The organism is Pectobacterium brasiliense (assembly GCF_016950255.1).
Lineage (GTDB): Bacteria > Pseudomonadota > Gammaproteobacteria > Enterobacterales > Enterobacteriaceae > Pectobacterium > Pectobacterium brasiliense.
On record NZ_JACGFN010000002.1, the window covers coordinates 820,730 to 841,844 of the forward strand.

24 protein-coding genes and 1 pseudogene are annotated in these 21,115 nt (G+C 52.7%); 12 read left to right on the forward strand and 13 right to left on the reverse strand.

Annotation, left to right across the window (positions count from 1 at the left end; genetic code table 11):
• Positions 1-2 precede the first annotated feature (2 nt).
• The gene (locus tag H4F65_RS18210; protein WP_010279023.1) at positions 3-386 is read right to left on the reverse strand and encodes a winged helix-turn-helix transcriptional regulator; all 384 of its coding nucleotides are present in this window, start codon (positions 384-386) and stop codon (positions 3-5) included.
• A gap of 190 nt (positions 387-576) precedes the next feature.
• Between H4F65_RS18210 and H4F65_RS18215 the strand changes: the two genes are divergently transcribed.
• Positions 577-1,131 (forward strand): flavodoxin family protein, encoded by a 555-nt coding sequence (locus tag H4F65_RS18215; RefSeq protein ID WP_010279026.1) that lies wholly within the window; start codon positions 577-579, stop codon positions 1,129-1,131.
• 71 nt (positions 1,132-1,202) lie between these two features.
• Here the strand turns inward: H4F65_RS18215 and H4F65_RS18220 are convergent, their stop codons facing one another.
• Entirely contained in the window at positions 1,203-1,625 is a 423-nt protein-coding gene (locus H4F65_RS18220; RefSeq protein ID WP_010279030.1) for a DUF2502 domain-containing protein, read from the reverse strand.
• 299 nt (positions 1,626-1,924) lie between these two features.
• Here H4F65_RS18220 and ipdC point away from each other — a divergent pair, with 299 nt between their 5' ends.
• Complete coding sequence (gene ipdC, locus H4F65_RS18225) at positions 1,925-3,592, forward strand: indolepyruvate decarboxylase (protein ID WP_010279032.1); 1,668 nt, start codon at positions 1,925-1,927, stop codon at positions 3,590-3,592.
• 102 nt (positions 3,593-3,694) lie between these two features.
• Positions 3,695-4,360, forward strand: a complete 666-nt coding sequence (gene ytfE, locus H4F65_RS18230; protein WP_010279034.1) for an iron-sulfur cluster repair protein YtfE — start codon at positions 3,695-3,697, stop codon at positions 4,358-4,360.
• 75 nt (positions 4,361-4,435) lie between these two features.
• On the opposite strand, the gene bamJ is transcribed toward ytfE, so the two are convergent.
• On the reverse strand, positions 4,436-5,056 hold the full coding sequence (bamJ, locus tag H4F65_RS18235; protein WP_010279036.1) for a BamJ family beta-barrel-assembly machinery protein: 621 nt from the start codon (positions 5,054-5,056) through the stop codon (positions 4,436-4,438).
• 2 nt (positions 5,057-5,058) lie between these two features.
• Here bamJ and H4F65_RS22020 point away from each other — a divergent pair, with 2 nt between their 5' ends.
• Complete coding sequence (locus H4F65_RS22020) at positions 5,059-5,193, forward strand: hypothetical protein (protein WP_010279037.1); 135 nt, start codon at positions 5,059-5,061, stop codon at positions 5,191-5,193.
• Between the two features lie 219 nt (positions 5,194-5,412).
• Complete coding sequence (locus H4F65_RS18240) at positions 5,413-6,126, forward strand: LysM-like peptidoglycan-binding domain-containing protein (RefSeq protein WP_010279039.1); 714 nt, start codon at positions 5,413-5,415, stop codon at positions 6,124-6,126.
• Here H4F65_RS18240 and H4F65_RS18245 read toward each other — a convergent pair.
• The 6 genes from H4F65_RS18245 to yjfP all read right to left on the reverse strand — a co-directional run bounded on the left by H4F65_RS18245 (position 6,123) and on the right by yjfP (position 8,993).
• Positions 6,123-6,485, reverse strand: coding sequence for a DUF488 domain-containing protein (locus tag H4F65_RS18245; protein ID WP_010279041.1), 363 nt, complete (start codon positions 6,483-6,485; stop codon positions 6,123-6,125). The two genes, H4F65_RS18240 and H4F65_RS18245, sit on opposite strands and share 4 nt — an antisense overlap.
• Positions 6,486-6,614: 129 nt before the next feature.
• Positions 6,615-7,067, reverse strand: coding sequence for a 50S ribosomal protein L9 (rplI, locus tag H4F65_RS18250; RefSeq protein ID WP_010279043.1), 453 nt, complete (start codon positions 7,065-7,067; stop codon positions 6,615-6,617).
• Positions 7,068-7,108: 41 nt separating this feature from the next.
• Positions 7,109-7,336 (reverse strand): 30S ribosomal protein S18, encoded by a 228-nt coding sequence (rpsR, locus tag H4F65_RS18255; RefSeq protein WP_005974788.1) that lies wholly within the window; start codon positions 7,334-7,336, stop codon positions 7,109-7,111.
• Positions 7,337-7,340: 4 nt separating this feature from the next.
• The gene (priB, locus tag H4F65_RS18260) at positions 7,341-7,661 is read right to left on the reverse strand and encodes a primosomal replication protein N (RefSeq protein WP_015841576.1); all 321 of its coding nucleotides are present in this window, start codon (positions 7,659-7,661) and stop codon (positions 7,341-7,343) included.
• Between the two features lie 5 nt (positions 7,662-7,666).
• Entirely contained in the window at positions 7,667-8,059 is a 393-nt protein-coding gene (gene rpsF / locus H4F65_RS18265; RefSeq protein WP_005974793.1) for a 30S ribosomal protein S6, read from the reverse strand.
• 181 nt (positions 8,060-8,240) lie between these two features.
• On the reverse strand, positions 8,241-8,993 hold the full coding sequence (gene yjfP, locus H4F65_RS18270) for an esterase (RefSeq protein WP_010279053.1): 753 nt from the start codon (positions 8,991-8,993) through the stop codon (positions 8,241-8,243).
• Between the two features lie 293 nt (positions 8,994-9,286).
• On the opposite strand from yjfP, the gene H4F65_RS18275 reads away from it, so the two are divergent.
• From H4F65_RS18275 to bsmA, 4 genes are all read left to right on the forward strand, one after another.
• Positions 9,287-11,227 (forward strand): methyl-accepting chemotaxis protein, encoded by a 1,941-nt coding sequence (locus H4F65_RS18275; RefSeq protein WP_010279056.1) that lies wholly within the window; start codon positions 9,287-9,289, stop codon positions 11,225-11,227.
• A gap of 237 nt (positions 11,228-11,464) precedes the next feature.
• Positions 11,465-12,586 (forward strand): RNA ligase RtcB family protein, encoded by a 1,122-nt coding sequence (locus H4F65_RS18280; RefSeq protein ID WP_010279059.1) that lies wholly within the window; start codon positions 11,465-11,467, stop codon positions 12,584-12,586.
• Positions 12,583-13,206 carry a peptide chain release factor H gene (gene prfH, locus H4F65_RS18285; RefSeq protein WP_010279061.1) on the forward strand — a complete coding sequence of 208 codons (624 nt, stop codon included), beginning with the start codon at positions 12,583-12,585 and terminating at the stop codon, positions 13,204-13,206. Before H4F65_RS18280 ends, prfH begins: the two co-directional genes overlap by 4 nt.
• A 116-nt stretch (positions 13,207-13,322) precedes the next feature.
• Complete coding sequence (bsmA, locus tag H4F65_RS18290; protein ID WP_010279066.1) at positions 13,323-13,631, forward strand: biofilm peroxide resistance protein BsmA; 309 nt, start codon at positions 13,323-13,325, stop codon at positions 13,629-13,631.
• A gap of 103 nt (positions 13,632-13,734) precedes the next feature.
• Here the strand turns inward: bsmA and H4F65_RS18295 are convergent, their stop codons facing one another.
• A complete protein-coding gene (locus tag H4F65_RS18295; protein ID WP_010279072.1) occupies positions 13,735-14,133 on the reverse strand; it encodes a DUF350 domain-containing protein in 399 nt (132 codons plus the stop codon).
• Between the two features lie 367 nt (positions 14,134-14,500).
• On the opposite strand from H4F65_RS18295, the gene H4F65_RS21950 reads away from it, so the two are divergent.
• Both H4F65_RS21950 and H4F65_RS21955 read left to right on the forward strand, forming a co-directional pair.
• Positions 14,501-14,779: an MCP four helix bundle domain-containing protein gene (locus H4F65_RS21950; protein ID WP_010279075.1), complete on the forward strand. Its 279-nt coding sequence runs from the start codon at positions 14,501-14,503 to the stop codon at positions 14,777-14,779.
• Positions 14,719-15,033 (forward strand): annotated as a pseudogene (locus H4F65_RS21955) (methyl-accepting chemotaxis protein); the annotation flags it as partial. The gene H4F65_RS21950 and the pseudogene H4F65_RS21955, both read left to right, overlap by 61 nt.
• Positions 15,034-15,089: 56 nt before the next feature.
• On the opposite strand, the gene rlmB reads toward H4F65_RS21955, so the two are convergent.
• The 3 genes from rlmB to nsrR form a co-directional block, all read right to left on the reverse strand.
• Positions 15,090-15,821 (reverse strand): 23S rRNA (guanosine(2251)-2'-O)-methyltransferase RlmB, encoded by a 732-nt coding sequence (gene rlmB / locus H4F65_RS18305; protein ID WP_010279080.1) that lies wholly within the window; start codon positions 15,819-15,821, stop codon positions 15,090-15,092.
• Positions 15,822-15,925: 104 nt separating this feature from the next.
• Positions 15,926-18,382, reverse strand: coding sequence for a ribonuclease R (gene rnr, locus H4F65_RS18310; RefSeq protein WP_010279084.1), 2,457 nt, complete (start codon positions 18,380-18,382; stop codon positions 15,926-15,928).
• Between the two features lie 41 nt (positions 18,383-18,423).
• Positions 18,424-18,849, reverse strand: a complete 426-nt coding sequence (gene nsrR, locus H4F65_RS18315) for a nitric oxide-sensing transcriptional repressor NsrR (protein WP_010279087.1) — start codon at positions 18,847-18,849, stop codon at positions 18,424-18,426.
• 308 nt (positions 18,850-19,157) lie between these two features.
• Between nsrR and H4F65_RS18320 the strand changes: the two genes are divergently transcribed.
• The gene (locus H4F65_RS18320; RefSeq protein WP_010279090.1) at positions 19,158-20,729 is read left to right on the forward strand and encodes a methyl-accepting chemotaxis protein; all 1,572 of its coding nucleotides are present in this window, start codon (positions 19,158-19,160) and stop codon (positions 20,727-20,729) included.
• Positions 20,730-21,115: the final 386 nt, after the last annotated feature.

Sequence of the window (21,115 nt, forward strand, 5' to 3'; positions counted from 1 at the left end):
TTTTACAGCGGCTCAACCGCGTTATTTGCTGACGCATCAAACTTCTTTTGGGATAACAGTACGTTATCCATATTCTGTTCCGCCCAATAGGTAAGCTCGGCAATCGGCTTTGCCAGCGTTTTTCCCATTACGGTTGAGGCGTATTCCACTGTCACCGGAATGGTTGGAAAAACCGTTCGTTCGACAAAACCGTCACGTACCAGATTCTTCAGCGTTTGCGACAGGACCTTTTGTGAAATCCCTTCCACATCGCGTTTTAACTGATTAAAGCGCATCGGTCGTTCAACCAGAATATTCAGAATCAGCAACGTCCATTTATCCCCCACGCGATCCAAAATCATGCGGGTCGGGCAGTTTTTCGCATAAACATCATAGCGTTTGCTCATTATCGCGTTTCCATCTGGTTACCTTGAAGATACCAACTCACTTAAAAGTGCTGTCTTAACAGAACCACGAGGCTCCGATATAGTCCTCACATTATAAAGTTAGTATCTATTAGAAAGCACGTATCACTCGCAGGCTAGATGACAAAGCCACGGCGTATCGTTGATAAACACAGAGAAATGAGGATAAGTTATGTCAAAAGCAGTCGTTATTTATCATTCAGGCTACGGCCACACCCAGCGTTTGGCTACTGCCGTTGCCGAAGGCGCTAACGCCGAGCTGATTGCCATCGATGCGGAAGGAAATATCAGCGATGCCGAGTGGGAGCAACTCGCCGCTGCTGACGCCATTATTTTCGGTACACCGACCTACATGGGTGGCCCGACCTGGCAGTTCAAGAAATTTGCGGATGCCAGCTCTAAAGCCTGGTTCTCCCGCAGCTGGAGCAACAAAGTGTTTGGCGGCTTTACTAACAGCGCCAGCCTGAACGGCGACAAGCAGGTCACACTGATTTATCTGCAAACGCTGGCTTCACAGCACGGCGGAATTTGGGTCAGCCTGAATCAACTGCCTTCCAATGCCAAAGCGGCAAAACGCGATGATTTGAATAACCTCGGTGGTTCTGTCGGTCTGCTGGCACAGACGCCGTCTGACGCCAGCGTAGATGAAGTGGTCGCGGGCGATCTGGCGACCGGTAAGCTGTACGGTCAGCGCATTGCTGACATCGCCGCAAAACTGGCTAACTAGTTCAGCAACACCGTCTAAGTATCATTATCCAATGCACAAGCGCCGCCCTTTCGCGGCGCTTTTTTTATCTGCTAGTCGCGAAACGATCCCCGCCCATTGCGATAGTGCCCCTTCCCCCGCTCATGCCCGCGTCTGTCCCAATCACCGCGACGCGGCCCGCGATCGTCAACGTAGCGAGGGGGATCAAAACGGCGCTTATCATAATCGCGCCTGTCACGCTGACTCTCACGCCACCAGCGGGCATCGCGCCAGCGCCAGCCATCCCAATAGTAACCGTGCTGATTACGTTCACCACGGTGGTAACCCCGGTGCTCCTGCCACCAGCGCTCGCTGCGCCAGTCATAGCCATCCCAGTAATTACCTTGTCTGTCACGCTCGCCGATATTCAACGTGACACCGGGCATCAGATCGATGCTGGCCCCCTTAGCCTCTGGCGCTGGCATGACCGCAAACATTCCTACAAACAGGGCACTGATGACGAGTGGCTTAAACATAGGGTAACTCCTTGCTCACCGCGACTGCGGCCTGACAGAGATATACGGGGAATTTCCCTACGCCACTATCAGATAAATACTTATTTTCCTAATTTTACCATTCTTAACGTTTCGCTAATGCCCATGCACGCTACTCATCAGCGCCCTATTAATTCATTAATAAATTTAATACTAAAAATCCACTCAGGTACCAATAAATGCCGAATTAAAGATTAACCATAGGGAATAAATATTAGAAATATTCACCTTAGCGCCAATACTTACTTTCAGAATATCCATCATTCATAGAGGAAGCAGCGATGAGCGAAAACTATACGGTGGGCGATTATTTACTGGATCGTCTGACACAAATTGGTATTCAGCATCTCTTCGGCGTGCCGGGCGATTACAACCTGCATTTTCTCGATCATGTTATCAGGCACCCGGAGATCGCCTGGGTGGGCTGCGCGAACGAGTTAAACGCCGCTTACGCCGCCGATGGCTATGCGCGATGCCGTCCGGCGGCGGCCCTGCTTACCACGTTCGGTGTCGGCGAGCTCAGTGCGATTAACGGTATTGCAGGCAGCTATGCGGAATGCCTGCCCGTCATTCACATTGCCGCTGCGCCTAGTCTCGCGTCACAACACAACGGTGAACTACTCCATCACACATTAGGCGACGGCGACTTTAGCCACTTTTCCCGTATGGCGGCAGAAGTCACCGTTGCCCAAGCCAGCCTCACCGTCGAGAACGCCACCACAGAGATCGACAGGGTCATTGGAGAAGCGCTTGCTCAACACAAGCCGGTATACCTGTTTCTGCCTTTGGACGTGGCTGCCGCACCGGCTGGAACACGGCCGTATTCGCTCGTTATCCCTGAACCATTACGCTCTGATGAGTCACTGCAAGCCTTTGTTACCGCCGCCACCGAGATGCTGAGCGAGGCAAAATCGGTCTCATTGCTGGCTGACTTTCTGGCTCAGCGCGTTGGCGTTGCAGAGCAGATCCAACGCTGGCTCGATAAAACGCCGCTCCCCCACGCCACCTTACTGATGGGGAAAGGCACGCTAAACGAACAGCATCGCAGCTTTACCGGCACCTACGCGGGTGGCGGCAGTCACGAAACGATCCGGGCACACATCGAAGACGCGGATGTCATCATCAGCATTGGCGTACGCTACACCGATACGATTACCACTGGCTTCAGCCACCAGATTCCCAGCGAAAAAAACATCGATATCCAGCCCACGCTGGCGCGTGTTGGCAGTCAGGTTTTCCCCGCTATTCCAATGTCAGATGCTATCGCCGCGCTGGAAAAAATCACTGCGATACTCGCGCCCCGCTGGGATCACCGCACCATTACGCCGCCAGCCTTACCGCCATCAGAGCACACAGACACGCTCAATCAGCGGGAGTTGTGGCAACAGATGCAGCGTTTCCTTCGTTCCGGCGATATTCTCGTGACCGACCAGGGCACCTCCTGCTTTGGCGCCGCGGCGCTCCGGTTGCCGAGCCACTGCCACTTCATCGTCCAGCCGCTGTGGGGATCGATAGGCTATTCTTTGCCAGCCGCATTCGGCGCACAAATAGCTGAGCCGGAACGGCGCGTGGTGCTGTTGATCGGCGACGGATCGCTGCAGCTCACCGTACAGGAGCTTGGCTCTATCATTCGGGATCGCTTGAACATAGTCATTGTGGTACTGAATAACGAAGGCTATACAGTCGAACGCGCCATTCACGGCCCTGAACAGCGCTACAACGATATCGCGGCCTGGAACTGGACGCAGCTTCCCGCCGCGCTGGGCGCAGATGAAAATGAGATACTCTGTGAACAGGTCTGCTCACCCGTTGCACTCGCGCAGGTGCTTGAGCAGGTGAACGCCACGTCTCGCTTCTCGCTCATTGAGGTGGTATTGCCGAGAATGGATATTCCCGCGCTCTTACACACCATCACGCAGTCGCTTGAGACCCGTAATACCGTGCAGTAGAACGGCATACTTTTTACCGCCTACCTCGTAAGCGGTATATTCAACGATTAAAGATGCATTTAAAATGCAATTTATAAACTGCATTCGTTGAGAGGCATCATCATGGCATACCGCGATCAATCCCTGGGTGAGTTGGCTATCGCTATTCCGCGCGCGACCAAACTCTTTCGTGAACTCAATCTGGACTTCTGCTGCGGCGGAAAGCAAACGCTCAGCCGCGCGGCGGGCAAAAAAGATCTCAATATCGACGAGCTGGAAGCACAGCTAGAAAAACTGGCCGCGCAGCCTTCTGACGCACGCGACTGGCGTGAAGCACCGCTGGCCGACATTATCGCTTACATCATCCCTCGCTTTCACGATCGCCACCGCGAACAGCTGCCAGAACTGATTCTGATGGCAGAAAAAGTCGAGCGCGTGCATCACGATAAAGCCGATTGCCCACACGGTCTCGCAAACCAACTGACCGCCATCTATAACGAGCTGTCTCAGCATATGATGAAAGAAGAACGCATCCTCTTCCCAATGATCAGTCAGGGAATGGGCGCGAATGCTGCCGCACCGATTTCAGTGATGGAGCATGAGCACGATGACGCTGGACGTGATGTGGAAGTGGTCAAAGAACTGACCAACGGTGTCGTACCACCGGAAGGTGCCTGCAACACCTGGCGTGCGCTGTACTCCGGTATCAACGAATTCATTACCGACCTGATGGAACACATCCATCTGGAAAACAATTTGCTGTTCCCACGCGCGCTGCGCGGCGAGTAATGTCGTTTCAATAAAAAAAGAAAGTCAGTAGAAACAAGAAAGGCGCTCATTGAGCGCCTTTCTTTTGGCTGGAGATTACAGAATTTCCAGCAGTTCCACTTCAAAAATCAGCGCGCTGAACGGCGGAATGGAAGCGCCCGCGCCACGTTCGCCATACGCCAGATTGTGCGGAATATAGAGTTCCCACTTGGAACCAACTGGCATCAGCGTCAACGCTTCAATCCAGCCTGGAATCACGCCGCTTACTGGGAATTCAGCAGGTTGACCACGCTGGACGGAGCTGTCGAACACGCTGCCGTCAATCAGACGACCGGTGTAATGCACACGTACGCGATCCTGACGAGCCGGGATTGAACCTTCACCCTGCGTCAACACGCGGAATTGCAGACCCGATTCCGTGCTGTTCACGCCTTCTTTCTGCGCGTTTTCGGCCAGGAACTGCTGACCCTCTACCGCCAGCACCTGTTGGCGATCGCGACGTACCGCATCAGCACGCTCGTGAATTTCACGCAGCGCACGATGAACCACATCCACAGGCACCGCAGGCGCATTACCTTCCAGCGCGTCACGTAAACCAGCAAGCAGAGCTTCTGGGATCAGGCCTTCAAGACCTGATTCCTGTAACTGTTGACCAACCTGTAAGCCGATGCCGTAACTTGCCTGCGCTTCGACGCTATCAAAAGAAGGAGTTGTCATGGATGTTCCTTTTAATCTGTAAAAAACTGAAAGCGCAGCATAACAGCGACGGGGATTGGGGTAAAATCCTGTGTGCAGGTAATCACGTTAACCGCACGCCAGCCAAGCCATTCCGGGAAGCTGGCCTATACTGGTAGTTCTGAAGTTTCTATCGCACGGGTTGCCTTAATCATCAACGCGTTAACTGGTCAGCCCATACGGATTATCGGTATACTGGATTGCGTTATTATCCTGATACCGTTTTTATGCCGACGCAGTTTGGCTACAGGTATAGCTTAGTAACTGGCATAGCGTTGTTAATGACATCATTTTTATACTGATTGTTTTTATACTGAACTGTAGTAAGAGAGGTCACCATGGGCAGAATTGCGCCCAGGAAGCGGAAAACCACCTGGGATTATCAAACGCTAGTACGCTTCTGCCAGCGAATCATCCAGCGGCAGCCCTCACATGCTGTAGCCGTAGAGAACGACGGGGAACGCGAAGAGCAGGAACAGCTGCCCTCTCCTTCCCTGCGCGAGCGTCTTGGTGCCATGCTACAGAAAGTCTGGCATCTGCCCGACGGTTATCACTGGATGGAACCGTTGCCGTTCTTCCATCGCCGCGGGATTTTAATCGCTATCGCACTGCTGCTCGTCGTGCTGCTCTGGCCTTACAGCGCCCAACACCCGCAGCCAGCCCGTACCACGCCCGTGCCTCTTACTCAGGCAGATAATCAGGCTGCGATGCAGGCCGTGATTATTGAAAACCAGCCTTCCATACCCCAGCAGCAGCCTGCGGCTACCGAGCCTCCGGCTACGTCATCAGCACCGTGGCGACAGTATGAAATTGCCTCGGGGCAAACGCTGGCCCAGCTCTTTCGGGATAACAATCTGCCCGTCAGCGATGTGTTCGCAATGGCTCAGGTGGAAGGCCGTGATAAGCCACTCAGCAATTTACGCGCAGGTCAGGCAGTTAAATTACAGCTGAATGCACAAGGTATGGTTGCCGAGCTGGAGATCGAAACCACGGCGAACCAGACGATTCGGTTCACCCGCGGTGCGGACGGGGCTTTTACTCGCACTCGCTAGCGAGCCAGCCGTTCCAATAGAAAATCGCGCAGGACAATAGCATGGTTGTGCTGCGCGTCTTTGCTGCCATAAAGCAGCGTGATTGCCTGCTTCTCTTCAAGTAACGCCAACAGCCTGCCGCACGCCGAGCCCTGCGCTAACTCATTACGATAATAATCCACAAATTCCGCCCAGCGTTCAGGTTCGGCGTGAAACCATTTCCGCAACTCGCTGCTCGGCGCGATGTCTTTAAACCACTCAACGCCCTCCAGACGCGCTTTGCTGATGCCACGCGGCCACAGGCGGTCAATCAGAAAAGTATGGGGAGAGAAAGGGGCGTGCGCGTCATAAACACGGGTGAGATGAATCAAGTCAGACATGCGGCCTCCGGCCTGCTTTTTAGGTATAGGTAATGATAGGCCATTTCCCGATCCCTAAAATGCAAAACGCTGGCACAAGGCCAGCGTTTCACATGTTAACTAAAGAGTTAATTCAACGATAAACGTGAATTACGCTTCAGCAACAACAACAACATTCAGTTCAGCAAAGACATCGCTGTGTACCTGGAAGCTTACTTCGTGCTCACCCAGAGTACGCAGAACGCCGTTCGGCAGGCGAACTTCGCTCTTAGCAATGTCAACACCGGCAGCCGTTACCGCATCAGCGATATCGCGAGTACCGATGGAACCGAACAGTTTACCTTCGTCGCCTGCTTTAGACGCGATGGTAACGCTACCCAGTTCTTTGATCTTAGCAGCGCGAGCTTCAGCAGCAGCCAGAACGTCAGCCAGTTTGGCTTCCAGTTCAGCACGGCGTGCTTCGAAGAACTCAACGTTTTTCTTGGTTGCCGGGACAGCTTTGCCCTGTGGAACCAGGAAGTTACGAGCATAGCCCGCTTTAACGTTTACCTGATCACCCAGGCTGCCCAGGTTTGCTACTTTATCAAGCAGAATAACTTGCATTACTTTATCCTCTCAAAGTCTCGTTAATGGACAGTGGCCGATTACTGATGACGGTCAGTGTACGGCAACAAAGACAAGTAACGCGCACGCTTGATAGCGCGGGCCAGCTGACGCTGGTATTTTGCACGAGTACCGGTGATACGGCTCGGAACAATCTTGCCGCTTTCAGTGATATAGTTTTTCAGCGTAGCGATATCTTTGTAATCAATCTCTACAACGCCTTCCGCGGTGAAACGGCAGAATTTGCGACGACGGAAATAACGTGCCATGTGGCTAGTCTCCAGAATCTATCAATTCAATCTGCTCGGCATGTAACACTATCTTACTCAGACCATTGCGCCCTTGATGGCAGCTAATAAATCCGTGCACGGTAAGTTGCGTGCCGACCGTTATACTGTGGGTAACTGCTTGTGACGAGAGTCCGCTGACAATCACGGGCATACGACACCATGCTTGCCGACTCAATCCGGCTTCCTCCTGTGTCGAGCGGTGCTCAAGCACAAACTGACAGTGAGGAATGCCTGACGGGCTGACTTTACGAATGGGCGTCTTGCACACTGTGCCGGACAACACCAGACGATTCACCGTCACCACAACAATTACTCTTCAGAATCCCCTGCATCCACATCATCGCCAGCTTCAGCGAAATCTTCACGACGCTCACGGCGTTCGTCTTTCGCTTTCACCATTGGAGATGCTTCAGTTACCGCGTGCTTAACGCGCATAACCATGCTGCGGATAACGGCATCGTTAAAGCGGAAGTTTGTTTCCAGCTCATCGATCGCTTCCTGCGGTGCTTCAACGTTCAGCAGAACGTAGTGAGCTTTGTGCAGTTTGTTGATCGGGTAAGCCAGCTGACGGCGGCCCCAGTCTTCCAGACGGTGGATCGTGCCCTGCGCACCAGTGATGGTAGCAGTGTAGCGCTCGATCATGCCCGGAACCTGTTCGCTCTGGTCAGGATGAACCATAAATACGATTTCGTAATGACGCATCGAATTGCTCCTTACGGATTATTCAGCCTCCTGTCTGGGTCAACCGCGGCCCGTGGAGGCAAGGAACGTGTATGTGTGCGGCTGAAAAAATGACGCGTAAGTATAGTGCCCGACATTAAAGAACACAAGGAAGAAACACGGGAGTTTTCTGCGTGGCGATATTTAAGCATTCGGGACGGGATTACAGCGTCCGCTGGAAGAAATCAGCCCCCGCTTGCAGCGCCGTTGGCGTAATACGATGCCCCACGCCCGGCTCGGTCAAATACGTCAGATTAGCCAGCTTATCGCGCACCTGTAATGCCTGATAGAGGCGGGCGCTTTCTGCCGCCGGCACGACATCATCCGCTTCACCGTGCCACACCAGCAGCGGACGTTCGGACAAAGCGTCCAGACGCGTAGTGACATCATAATCAGCCAGTTTGCTCGCTAACGTCTGCAACACCGCTTGATTTTCTTCACTATCGGCCGGAACCGGAGGAAACAGCGCGGACGATAGCGTCGAGAAATAGCCCGATCCCATAAACGCCGCCACGGCGGTAATCCAGGGATAACGCGCCATACAACCAAGCGCACTCATTCCACCGAGCGACGCACCGCAAACGCCAATTCTCTCACCATCAATCAGGCCACGCTGCCGATATTCCGCCACATAGCCGGGGAGTTCTTCAATATTCGATTGCAGAATATCCCAGAAATGGCGCAACCGACGTGCGTCATCCCCGTCATAGCGCGCACCGTGCATGGCCGCATCGGCCAAAATCACCCGAAATCCAGCCTGAGCCAACGCATAGCCAAAATACGAGTACACCTCTTTTGATGAAGTGTAACCATGAAAGAAAAAAATCGTCGGGAGGGGCTGCTCTCTCCTTCCCGCTGGTGCCGCGTGAATCGTTTCAATACCGCTACCGAGTTTATCCAGTGACATTTCGACCATATTTCCCTCGTTTTCTGTTCTGTCAGCCTATTTTTATGTAGCGAAATCGTATTTAGCAGAAAGGGGATGACCTTCTACGATAACCCACTCACAGCCATTTTCTTATCTCCGTGTCGTCACTGATTCCATGCTGGTTTAATTGGCGTATTTATGTAAATAAAAAAATCACATTGATCCAGATCAATAACTGAAACGAATGTTTACACTCCGTGATTAATTTTTTTTCACTTACTGCCGTTAACGCATGTGAAGCAAGACTAAAAAATAACCTTTTTATTATAAGAGACACACATATGTTGGGACTTTCTTTTAAACACTGGGGCCTGGGTATCAAGCTATCCGTCATCGCTTCACTGAGCGTGGCGATACTTTTCATTGCATTCACCCTATCCCTCACCCGATCAGCAGGCAATCAGCTCAAAGCCCTGACCCTTAACGACATGCAGAGCCAGGTGAATGGCGTCACCGACATGATCAACATGTACGATACCAGCCTACAAGCCGAGGTTAGCAATTATACGCGGCTGCTGGCGAGCTTTCTGCCGACGCGGTTTTCACTGGATACCGTTAACCGCACACCTTTTGGCAACACCGCTCACCCAACGCTTAAGGCTGGCGACACGGTATTGAACCTCAATACTGAAGTGCCGGACGACTTTCTGAGCCGTACTCACGCGATTTCAACGATTTTTGTTCGCGATGGAGAGGATTTTACGCGCGTCACCACGTCGCTGAAAAAAGAAGATGGATCGCGCGCGATGGGCACCAAACTCGATCGTGAAAGTCCGGCCTATGCGCCCGTGATGAAAGGCGACACCTACAGTGGGCTAGCCACGCTGTTCGGCAAACAGTACATCACTCAGTATGAACCGATACGCGATAGTGAAAACAAGGTGATCGGTATTCTGTTCGTCGGTGTCGACATCACGAAGCAATTTACCGATATGCAGCAAACGATTCTGAACAAGAAAATGGGTGAAACCGGCCATTTCTTTGTACTTAGCACGAAAAAAGGAAAAGATGCGGGCAACTATCTTTACCATCAAAGTAACGCCAACCAACGCCCTGACTGGTCAGAAGGTGCGTTAGAGAAAGTGCTGGCAACCGGTAATGGTACGATCGAATACGACAACAACACGATGACGGGCGAAGAGAAAACCCGAATCATGGTGTACCGCAGTATTCCGCAGTGGAACTGGATTGTTGCAGGCACGGTGAGCAAAGAAAGCCTGATGGCAGAAATTAATCACACCCGTAACTTGTTTTTGAGCGGCGGCATTATTCTGGTTCTGCTGTTCGCCGCATTCTTTGTCATGCTGACACGCAAATGGCTGAGCCAGCCGCTGGTTGAAATCGTCAAAGTGGCGGAACAGTTTTCTGCCGGTAACCTGACCGCGACGCTTTCAAGCAACCGTTACGATGAAGTTGGCCGCCTGATCGATGCCATTAACGGTATCGGACAAGGGCTAACGACCATCGTGTCGCAGGTGAGAAATTCGTCCGAAGAAATCAGTGCTGGTACCGATGCGCTAGCTGCCGATAGCGAAAACATCAGCGAACAAATTGCCCGTCAGGCCAGCAGCGTCGAAGAGACATCTGCCAGCATGGAGCAACTCTCCGCCAGCGTGAAGCAGAACGCCGATAACGTCTCCGCCGCCAAAGATCTGGCAGAGCAGAGCGCCGCAGCAGCACGAAACGGTAGCCAGACCGTCACCGACTCCGTTTCTACGATGAGCGACATCAAGAACTCATCGCAGCGGATTGCTGATATCACGACCGTGATCGAATCTATCGCTTTCCAGACCAATATTCTGGCACTGAATGCCGCAGTAGAAGCCGCTCGCGCAGGTGAACACGGCAGAGGTTTCGCCGTGGTTGCTGCTGAAGTACGGGCGCTGGCACAGCGCAGCTCCACCGCGGTGAAAGAGATTGAAACCCTGATTGATGAATCACTGGAGAAAATCGAAGCGGGTTATCATTTCTCAGAAAAAACGCAGGCGGTAATGGACGACTTGCGTAACCGCATCTTGCAAGTCAGCACCATCGTGAACGATATCGATATCGCCTCACGCGAGCAGTCCGCTGGTATCAGCCAGGTGAACATCGCGATTGTACAGATTGGTCAGGCAACACAGGAAAACGCCATTCTGGTCAACAATTCGGAAGACACCGCGCAGAGCCTGCGCCAGAAAGGCCACCACCTCAGCGAGCTGGTCAGCGTCTTCCGTATTTAACATTCACACAGCGGCCATCGTGTTGCAGGTATTGCACGATGGCCACCACTTGCGTATTATGCCGACGTTTTTTCACCCATCCCCCCACACTGACAAAGGAGACGACATCATGACAACACCAACTCTGATTCTTTGCAGGACATCTCGGGACTAATTCCGCATTCTTTTCCGCTTTGCGTTATCCCCCCAGCTGTAGCCTGCCTTACCCTATTTTTAAATTGATCAGCAGGATGATCTATGGGCAATGCTATTCGCTCTATTTCGGCGCGCGTCAGTGTGATCGCGACGGAAAACACCTGGATTGAAGATAAAGCAATCCAACAGCTTCACATTACATCACAACTTCCCGATATGGTTCGCGTGGCCGGCATGCCAGATTTGCATCCGGGTCGGGGTTACCCTATCGGCGCCGCCTTTTTTTCACAACAGCGGTTCTATCCGGCGCTGGTCGGAAACGACATCGGCTGCGGCATGGCGCTATGGCGCACGAGCCTGAACGCCAACAAAATCTCTCTGGATAAGCTGGAGAAACGGCTTGGTAATATCGATGGACCACTGGAAGACGATATCGAAATTCCCCCTTCGCTGGCGGATTTTCGCTATTCGCTGGGCACCATCGGCGGCGGTAATCATTTTGCGGAACTACAGCAGCTTGATGAAATCTATCAACCCGATGCACTACACGCTTTGCACATTGATCCTAAACAGCTGCTGTTGCTCGTCCACAGCGGCTCGCGCGGATTAGGGCAAACCATACTGGAAGCTCACGTGCGGGAATTCGGCCATCAGGGGCTTGAAGCCAATACGCCTGCCGCAGAGGCCTATCTGGAACAGCACCAGTTCGCGCTGACGTTTGCCACCCACAATCGGCGGCTGATCGCGCAGCGAATGCTGGAACGTTGGCATACGGAAGGCGATGCCGCACTGGACGTGAACCACAATCTGGTGACATCAGCAACGATTGAGGGCATTTCTGGCTGGCTGCACCGCAAAGGCGCGACACCTGCCGACTGTGGACCGGTCATCATTCCCGGTTCGCGCGGCGACTACAGCTACATCGTGCAGCCCATTCCTCACGCCGACAGCCTGTATTCGCTGGCACATGGCGCGGGCAGGAAGTGGATGCGCACGGAGTGTAAAGATCGACTGTCTTCACGTTACAGCGTCCAGCAACTCGCGCGTACCCGCTTCGGCAGCCGCGTGATTTGTCAGGACAGACAGCTGATTTTTCAGGAAGCACCAGAAGCCTACAAACCGATAGACAGCGTGATCGGTGCGATGCAGCAGGCGGGATTAATCACGCTGATTGCTCGCCTGAAGCCGGTACTCACCTACAAAACGCGTGGGGAGGATAAATGATATTGCTTCAACTCTCCGCCGCACAGGGGCCGGACGAATGCATGCTGGCAACGACAAAAGCGCTTCACGCTCTGACGCGAGATGCCGCACGGCAAGGCGTCAACTGTGAAATTATCGAAACCGAAGCGGGGAAACGCGCGGGCACACTACGTTCCGCACTGGTTCTGCTAAACGGTGAACAGGCGGAACCGCTCGCCGCCAACTGGTGCGGTACACTTCAGTGGACGTGCAATAGCCCCTGGCGCAAGGGTGGCGGACGCAAAAACTGGTTTATCGGCGTCGCCCGCTTTCATCAGGAACAGGCGTTTGCCGATCACGAGATTCGCTTTGAAGCCACCAAATCCTCGGGTCCCGGTGGGCAGCATGTGAATAAAACCGAGTCTGCCGTCCGCGCTACCCATGTCGCCAGCGGTATCACGGTGAAGGTACAGAGTGAACGCAGCCAGCACGCCAACAAGCGTCTGGCCTGTTATCTCATCGCCTATCGTCTTGAAGCGTTACAACAGCAGCAGCACGCTGAACTAAGGCCACAGCGGCGTCTGTTCCACCATCAGATCGAACGCGGCAATCCGGTAAAAGTCTTCAAAGGCGAAGATTTTACGCTGGTCACCTCGCGCTAACCTCAACTCACGGGCAGCACCGACTGCCCGCTGTTAGTTTTCTCTTGTTAAAGAGAATGCCATCGGCCCGGCGATAGCGCTACACTTCCGCTATCCACTCCTGTCAGGCTGAAACGATGAACATCGTGCGGATACTTTTCTTACCCTTAATACTGATGCTGTCCGGCTGCCAGATCATACAAGGTAAGCCTGTCGCGCCACCGCCGCCTGCGGAGAAAGCGCTTGAAATTCGCTACGCGCAGGCCAGCAAGCTGGAAAAAATGGGGACGATTTCGGTGAGCATGCGCGGAAACGCAGATGATGTGGATCGCGCCCTTCAACAAAAAGCCGATGCCTCTGGTGCGCATTATTATGTGATCGTAATGAAATCCGAAGCTGCCGCGCTCCCCGGCATGTGGCTTGCGCGCGCCGTGCTATATCGCTGAATCTGTGGGACAGGTTGTCAAAACGCGGTAAACAAAGGTGCTGGGCAAGGATATCCGCCAAACAATACCGGGCGGATTCCCGGTATTGTCATGCAACGGCAAATTAATACGACATACACGCCGCATTCAGAATCCCGCCGCTGAGCGAGGCGGCACAGAGAAAGGCACCAGTGGCGACATCATTATTCTGGATATGCTGACTGATGCGTGGCATATACAGGCGCACCGCGAAATAAATAACCAATTGCACCACCAGCGCGACTGCGCCCCAGGTGATGTAATCCACCAGGCTCACCGAATTAATCGCCGCACTGGAAAGCGGGATAACATAGCCAATTAACGCCCCACCAAACCCAATAGCCGCCGTAGCGTTGTTTTCTTTAATCAACGCCCACTCATCATGTGGCGTGACACGGGTGTAGATAAACAGAAAGGCCAGCACCATGGCAAACCCGATAAAGAAATAAGAAGCGAAAGCGAGTAGCGACGTAACAATAGGCATAGCGATATTCCTTTTAAATGAGCCCCGTTGGCGCATCAGCAATAAATAACAGGAAGCATGAAGAATATAGATGATTCTTGCATAGCAAAGCGTTTATACATGACTTTACGTGATAAACAATGCAGAAATCCCCAGCGGAGCGCGTTTCCCCCCAGACTTCATACCCGCACGAGTCTCCTCACATTTTTCAAGAAAACGGATAAGCATTGCACCTGAAATGTCGATAACAGATAAGGCATTTTTTATCAGTCAGATAGGTGCCTGTTTCACACTCATCACCTGCTTTTTATGCAAACACACAACAACAACTAATCCGTTATTGACCTGCGATAACGGTAAATAATTAATGAACGAAAGGAAGAGGTTTATGCTGCGCTGGATGTCATTTCAAAACCTGTCTGTAACGCGCAAGTTATTGGTAGGGTTTGGTTTATTGCTCATTATGGGAGTCATCCTCTCTATGGTCGGCTTTTACGGATTGCACAATAGCGACCAATCGTTAAAACGCATCAGCCGTCTTGGCGCCATGTATGACAAGACAGTAGTCGCGCGGGAAGGCAACTTCGGTTATGCGCTGGAGCGTAAAACGGCGCGGCACTCGTTAACGGCGCGGGGAAAACGATGGAAGGGATTGTCCAGTCAGTGACGCAGGTCCACGCCATCATGAAAGACATTACTACCGCGTCGGACGAGCAGCATCGCGGTATTTCTCAGGTCGGTCGAGCCATTATAGAAATGGATCAGAACACACAGCAAAACACCGTGTTGGTGGAGCAATCCTCTTCTGCGGCTCAGTCTCTGGAACAGCAGGCGATCGTACTTTCTGATGCCGTTTCCGTCTTCCGACTTTTACAGCCTTCACAACAAGGCATTCACAGGCTGGCGAGCCCCGCTGCATAACCCCAACGAAAAAGAGGTGCCCCAGGGCACCTCTTTACTATCATTCGCGACACTGATTACGCGCGCTGGCGAACGGCTTCAAACAGACACACGCCAGTAGCAACCGACACATTCAGTGAAGACACGCTGCCCGCCATCGGAATACTGATCAATTCATCGCAGTGTTCACGAGTCAAACGACGCATACCTTCCCCTTCCGCGCCCATCACCAGCGCCAGCGGCCCGGTCAGCTTGCTTTGGTACAGCGTATGATCCGCTTCACCCGCCGTGCCAACGATCCAGATATTACGCTCCTGCAACAGGCGCATCGTACGGGCAAGATTGGTCACGCTGATAACCGGTACGGTTTCCGCCGCACCGCAGGCCACCTTCTTCACCGTCGCATTAAGCTGCGCAGAACGATCGCGCGGCACAATCACCGCATGTACACCAGCGCCATCCGCATTACGCAGGCAAGCGCCCAGATTATGTGGATCGGTCACGCCGTCCAATATCAGCAGGAAAGGCGTTTCCAGATTGTCTAACATCGCAGGCAGATCGTTTTCCTGATATTTCCGCCCTTCTTTAACTTTCGCTACGATCCCCTGATGCACCGCATCGTCAGCCTGCTTGTCCAGCCATTGGCGGTTCGCCACCTGAATGACGATGCCCTGCGCTTCCAGCTCCGCAATCACAGGCTGAAGGCGACGATCGTCGCGCCCTTTCAGAACAAAAACTTCCAGAAAACGCTGTGGATCGCGCTCAAGCAGTGCCTTAACCGCGTGGATACCGTAAATAATTTCGCTCATTGATACTCTTCAAATTAACCATAACAGGTGGTGCCCGTTAATGTAGAGATAGAGGTTTTCCCCGCGCGCTCACCTTCTCAGTGGAGGGCGCGGGCTCACTAACCTTACTCAGCAGATTTTTTCTTCGCGCGTTTCGCTTTGGTCGCGGCAGCGATTTTACGCGTTTTTTCCGCGTTCTTTTTCGCTTTATCGCGGTTCTTTTTCGGCTTGGCTTTTGACTTATCCGACTTCGTGCTGCTCTCGCCTTCTTTGCGGAATGCGGCATCCGGCTCAAAGTTTGCCGGCGCTTTGCTCGCGCTGCGACGACGTCGACTTGGCTTGGCCTCACGCGATTCCGGTTTCTTCACACGATCGCGTGCAGTTTTACCTTCACCGCGCACCTTGCGCGTGCTGGAAATCAACGCGAAATCAATGTTGCGCTCATCCATATGGACAGCTTCAACACGAATTTCGACTTCATCACCCAGACGATAAACCTGCCCGCGCGATTCGCCGATCAGCCGCTGGCCGATATTATCGTAGCGGTAGTAGTCATTATCCAGCGTGGAAACGTGCACCAGCCCGTCGATAAACAGATCTTTCAGGCGCACGAAGAAACCAAAGCCGGTCACGCTGGCGATAATTCCCGTAAAGACCTCACCCACGTGATCCTGCATAAAGTCGCATTTCAGCCAGTCCGCGACGTCACGCGTGGCCTCATCCGCACGGCGCTCCGTCATCGAGCAGTGCATGCCCAGCTGTAGCATCTCGTTAATATCGCTATGCCAGCCGCCCGTTGACGTCCAGCGCTCATGACGATCGCTCAGCAGATACTTAATGGCGCGGTGCAGCGACAGGTCTGGATAACGACGAATCGGTGACGTGAAATGGCCGTAAGACGTTAATGCCAGACCGAAGTGGCCTCGATTCTCTGGGTCATAAATCGCCTGCTTCATTGAACGCAGCAGCATAGTTTGCAGCATTTCCCGATCGGGACGATCTGCCAACTCATTCATCAATTCGGCGTAATCTTTCGGCTGTGGCTTCATTCCACCTTTCAGCGTCAGCCCCAGTTCGCCCAACACGCTACGCAGGGCTAAGACATGGTCTTCACTCGGCTGATCGTGTACGCGGAACAGCGCAGGCTCTTCGTTTTTCTCCACAAATTTCGCGGCGGAGATATTCGCCAGAATCATGCACTCTTCGATCAGCTTGTGCGCATCGTTACGCACCACCGCTTCCACACGATCGATACGGCGTTCGGCGTTGAAAATGAACTTCGCTTCTTCCGTTTCAAACGCGATGCCGCCACGCACTTCACGCGCGTGTTCAAGCGCCTTGTACATGCGGTGCAGCTCTTCCAACCCACCCACCAGCGGCTTGTAGTGCTCGCGCAGTTCGGCGTCGCCTTGCAGAATATTCCACACTTTGGTGTAGGTCAGGCGCGCATGTGAGCTCATCACTGCTTCATAGAACTTATAGGACGACAGCTTACCCTGCGCAGAAACGGTCATTTCACAGACCATACACAGGCGATCGACCTGCGGGTTAAGCGAACAGAGTCCGTTCGACAACACTTCCGGCAGCATCGGGACTACCTGCGACGGGAAGTATACCGAGGTGCCACGCGCCCGCGCTTCATGGTCAAGCGGCGTATTCGGCCGAACGTAATAGCTCACGTCCGCAATCGCAACCCATAAGCGCCAGCCACCGCCGCGTTTCGGCTCACAGTGTACCGCGTCATCGAAATCGCGGGCATCTTCGCCGTCAATCGTAACCAGCGGCAGCTTACGCAGATCCACTCGGCCTTTTTTCGCAGCTTCCGGCACTTCTTCGGAAAGATCCTTTACCTGCTCTTCCACTTTCTCCGGCCAGGTGTGCGGAATATCATGGGTACGCAGGGCGATATCCACCGCCAATCCGGTGCCCATGTTGTCACCGAGGATCTCGACGATCTTACCCACCGCTTTCGTGCGGCGCGTGGCACGTTGCGTCAGCTCAACCACCACCACGAAGCCCATACGAGCGCCGTTAATTTCTTCTTTCGGGATCAGAATATCGAAGCTCAGGCGGCTGTCATCCGGTACGACGAACCCGACACCAGCATCGACAAAATAGCGTCCAACAATTTGTCCGGTACGCGGTTCCAGCACGCGCACAATGCGCCCTTCACGACGCCCTTTACGATCCGCGCCCAGCGGCTGTGCCAGCACTACATCACCGTGAATCGCCCGTTTCATCTCTTCGGCCGACAGATAAAGATCGTCTTTACGGCCTTCCACGCGCAGGAAGCCGAAACCATCGCGGTGACCAATGACCGTACCGCGCAGCAGATCGAGTTTTTCCGGCAACGCATAGCACTGACGGCGGGTAAAAATAAGCTGACCATCACGCTCCATCGCACGCAGGCGACGGCGCAGCGCTTCGAGAGCGTCTTCTCCGGTTAATTGCAGGTCGGCGGCTAATTCTTCCCGGCTAATCGGGGTATCGCGCTTGGCGATGTGCGCCAAAATATATTCACGACTGGGGATGGGGGATTCGTATTTTTCTGCTTCTCGTTCCAGGAATGGATCTTGTGACATTGCGGTTCCTCCGTTGTCATCAGCAGGAGGCTGAACAAAACTCATTCAACCAACAATAATTTATAAAGCGGCGGGTTTTCTTTGACCATATCAGCCAGCGTGTATTGATCCAGCTCATGCAGGAAATTTTGTACCGCTTGTTGAAGCACCTGCTTTAAGCGACAGGCCGGTGTGATGTGGCAAAATTCATGGCTACAGTTAACCAGCGTGAGCGGCTCCAATTCGCGCACGACATCGCCAATTCGGATGGTTTCTGCCGGTTTCCCAAGACGGATACCGCCATTCTTGCCGCGCACGGCCATCACCAACCCAGCACGACTAAGTTGATTGATAATTTTGACCATATGATTACGGGACACGCCATACACTTCCGTGACTTCCGAAATGCTGGTCATTTTCCCGCCCGGCAGCGATGCCATGTAAATCAGCGCTCGCAAACCATAATCCGTAAAACTTGTTAACTGCACATAAACCTCGGATACCTCTGGGTATCATTGACTGGCGTATTGAGTACGCCCCTGAAAAACCAACGCTATTAACAGATAATAAACCAGGCGTAAACGCTACGGCTAATTATTTATACCCTTATGTGTTAAGAGAAACCCGCGTTGAAAGAAACCACCTGGCTACGCACTTCCACACATCCTGACGTCTGCCATATCTTTTTAATTTTATCTCACCGCAACACAGATAACGTATTCTCTTCTGTTGCACACACCACATCCAATGATGACTGGGTTATCACCCACGAAGGCGGCGTAAGGAAAAGGACACCATGAGGTTGAAAAATATTTCTATTCGTACCGGCTTATTAACGTTATTGCTGCTAACTACCCTATTGCTACTTATCGTCAGCAGCATGGGCGTTGTCGCGATTAAGAAAGACAGGGAAACGCTGACAGCACAAAATCAGATTCAGGGCATTGAGTTGGGCAACCTGATGAGCGGCTATAATCAGACGCTTAGCGCACGTGCCTCGGCAACGCTCGCCGTCAGGAAGATTGAAATCGGTCTGCTGGACGACGGAGCCAAGGAAACCGGGGTCGTAGAGAAACATCTTCACCAATCGCAGGAAGACATTGACCGCGTGATCAAATCGGCCAATGCCGATCCCAAACAGCAGGCGCTGGCGCAGGACGTATTAAAAACCTATCAGGCCTATTTTCAGCAGGGCATGACCCCGATGCTGAGTGCACTGCAAAAGCAGTATACCGACGAATATTATGAAGTTCTGGAAAAACAGCTCGGCCCGCTGAGCGAAGCCTTTGATTTATCAATCCAGAATTTCCGTCAGTATGCCCAACTGCTTTCCGAACAGGGGCTGGCACAGTCCGAGAACAATGAGAGCATCATGCTGTTGCTCATTGCCATCGCCTGCCTGCTGTCTATCACGCTGGTGGCATTAGCCTGGGTCGCGCTACGGCACATGCTGCTCAAACCGCTGGACTATGCCATTGAGCAACTGGAACAGGTTGCCGCCGGTAACCTGACACGCCGCCTGATTCAAGGCGGAGACAACGAACTGGGTCGACTCAATGATGCTATCGGCCGCATGCAGGGTGCGCTGCTGGAGTCGGTCAGTCAGGTGCGCGATGCCAGCACGCAAATCGATCTCGGTAGCCGCGAACTGTTTGAAGAAAACGCTCAGCTTTCTCAACGTACGGAAGAATCTGTTGCTGCGCTGGAACAGACGGCAGCGAGCATGGAGCAATTGAGTGCGACGGTGAAACTCAATGCCGATCACGCGGAACTCGCGCATCAGCTTGCCAATAATGTCTCGAACACCAGCAGCCGCAGCAACGAGTCTGTCTGTTACGTCATTGAAAAAATGCAGGAGATCGCCACCAGCGCCAAGCGCATCAATGACATTCTCAGCGTCATTGACGGCATCGCATTCCAGACCAACATTCTGGCGCTGAACGCCTCCGTTGAATCCGCTCGCGCAGGCGAACAAGGCAGAGGCTTTGCCGTCGTCGCCGGAGAAGTGCGTAATCTGGCGCAGCATAGCGCACAGGCGGCGAAAGAAATCCGCGCATTGATTTTGGATTCCCAGACGCGCGTGTCGGAAGGGCTTGAATTAGCCTCTAAAGCAGGCGAAACCATGGACGAAGTGACCGACGAAATCATCCGTATTACACAGCTGATGCGAGACATTTCCACTGCCACGCAAGAACAGCATCGCGGTATTGAGCAGGTTAACGTCGCCTTCACACAGATCGATAAGGTCGCTCAGCACAACGCGCAGCTCGTCAAAGCCTCATCGGCAACTACACAGTCGCTGGAGCAGCAGTCTCAGCAGTTGATGCGATCCATGGCGCTGTTTCAGGTAGAGCCTCGTCTTTCCTAATCTACTGATGGATTGCACCGCCTATGGTCAGCCCAGCGCTGACCATAGGCATTCCCCCCGCAGATAGTTCCGCTTCCGCATATTCCCTAAAAAATCGAATAAATAATGAGAAAAAGCAGGAACCCTTTTCCCTCCCGAGAAACCTATTTCATAGGTATCCTTTCAGATAATTTGAGTATTATTTTTTTACCGCTATTCTCTGTTTTTATACATAAGCGTATAAATAGAGTTACAGCGTTAACGCTGTCCAAAAGAATTGCTTCAATACATTGAATAAGAAGACAATGAGAAAAAATCCCTGACAGGGATATTAATCATGTATTTCAGGTCATTAATTAGTTATTAATGTAATATTTATTATATTAATTAATAGCACGCTATTTTAT

Bases quoted from the DNA above. Each gene is read 5' to 3' on its own strand.
- yjfP (WP_010279053.1), bottom strand. From the start codon at position 8,993: ATGGTCGAAATGTCACTGGATAAACTCGGTAGCGGTATTGAAACGATT.
- H4F65_RS18220 (WP_010279030.1), bottom strand. From the start codon at position 1,625: ATGTTTAAGCCACTCGTCATCAGTGCCCTGTTTGTAGGAATGTTTGCG.
- rpsR (WP_005974788.1), bottom strand. From the start codon at position 7,336: ATGGCACGTTATTTCCGTCGTCGCAAATTCTGCCGTTTCACCGCGGAA.
- prfH (WP_010279061.1), top strand. From the start codon at position 12,583: ATGATATTGCTTCAACTCTCCGCCGCACAGGGGCCGGACGAATGCATG.
- H4F65_RS22020 (WP_010279037.1), top strand. From the start codon at position 5,059: ATGTTCCTTTTAATCTGTAAAAAACTGAAAGCGCAGCATAACAGCGAC.
- bamJ (WP_010279036.1), bottom strand. From the start codon at position 5,056: ATGACAACTCCTTCTTTTGATAGCGTCGAAGCGCAGGCAAGTTACGGC.
- H4F65_RS18320 (WP_010279090.1), top strand. From the start codon at position 19,158: ATGAGGTTGAAAAATATTTCTATTCGTACCGGCTTATTAACGTTATTG.
- H4F65_RS18280 (WP_010279059.1), top strand. From the start codon at position 11,465: ATGGGCAATGCTATTCGCTCTATTTCGGCGCGCGTCAGTGTGATCGCG.
- rnr (WP_010279084.1), bottom strand. From the start codon at position 18,382: ATGTCACAAGATCCATTCCTGGAACGAGAAGCAGAAAAATACGAATCC.
- rplI (WP_010279043.1), bottom strand. From the start codon at position 7,067: ATGCAAGTTATTCTGCTTGATAAAGTAGCAAACCTGGGCAGCCTGGGT.
- ytfE (WP_010279034.1), top strand. From the start codon at position 3,695: ATGGCATACCGCGATCAATCCCTGGGTGAGTTGGCTATCGCTATTCCG.
- H4F65_RS18275 (WP_010279056.1), top strand. From the start codon at position 9,287: ATGTTGGGACTTTCTTTTAAACACTGGGGCCTGGGTATCAAGCTATCC.
- rlmB (WP_010279080.1), bottom strand. From the start codon at position 15,821: ATGAGCGAAATTATTTACGGTATCCACGCGGTTAAGGCACTGCTTGAG.
- rpsF (WP_005974793.1), bottom strand. From the start codon at position 8,059: ATGCGTCATTACGAAATCGTATTTATGGTTCATCCTGACCAGAGCGAA.
- bsmA (WP_010279066.1), top strand. From the start codon at position 13,323: ATGAACATCGTGCGGATACTTTTCTTACCCTTAATACTGATGCTGTCC.
- H4F65_RS18210 (WP_010279023.1), bottom strand. From the start codon at position 386: ATGAGCAAACGCTATGATGTTTATGCGAAAAACTGCCCGACCCGCATG.
- H4F65_RS18240 (WP_010279039.1), top strand. From the start codon at position 5,413: ATGGGCAGAATTGCGCCCAGGAAGCGGAAAACCACCTGGGATTATCAA.
- ipdC (WP_010279032.1), top strand. From the start codon at position 1,925: ATGAGCGAAAACTATACGGTGGGCGATTATTTACTGGATCGTCTGACA.
- H4F65_RS18215 (WP_010279026.1), top strand. From the start codon at position 577: ATGTCAAAAGCAGTCGTTATTTATCATTCAGGCTACGGCCACACCCAG.
- H4F65_RS18295 (WP_010279072.1), bottom strand. From the start codon at position 14,133: ATGCCTATTGTTACGTCGCTACTCGCTTTCGCTTCTTATTTCTTTATC.
- H4F65_RS18245 (WP_010279041.1), bottom strand. From the start codon at position 6,485: ATGTCTGACTTGATTCATCTCACCCGTGTTTATGACGCGCACGCCCCT.
- H4F65_RS21950 (WP_010279075.1), top strand. From the start codon at position 14,501: ATGCTGCGCTGGATGTCATTTCAAAACCTGTCTGTAACGCGCAAGTTA.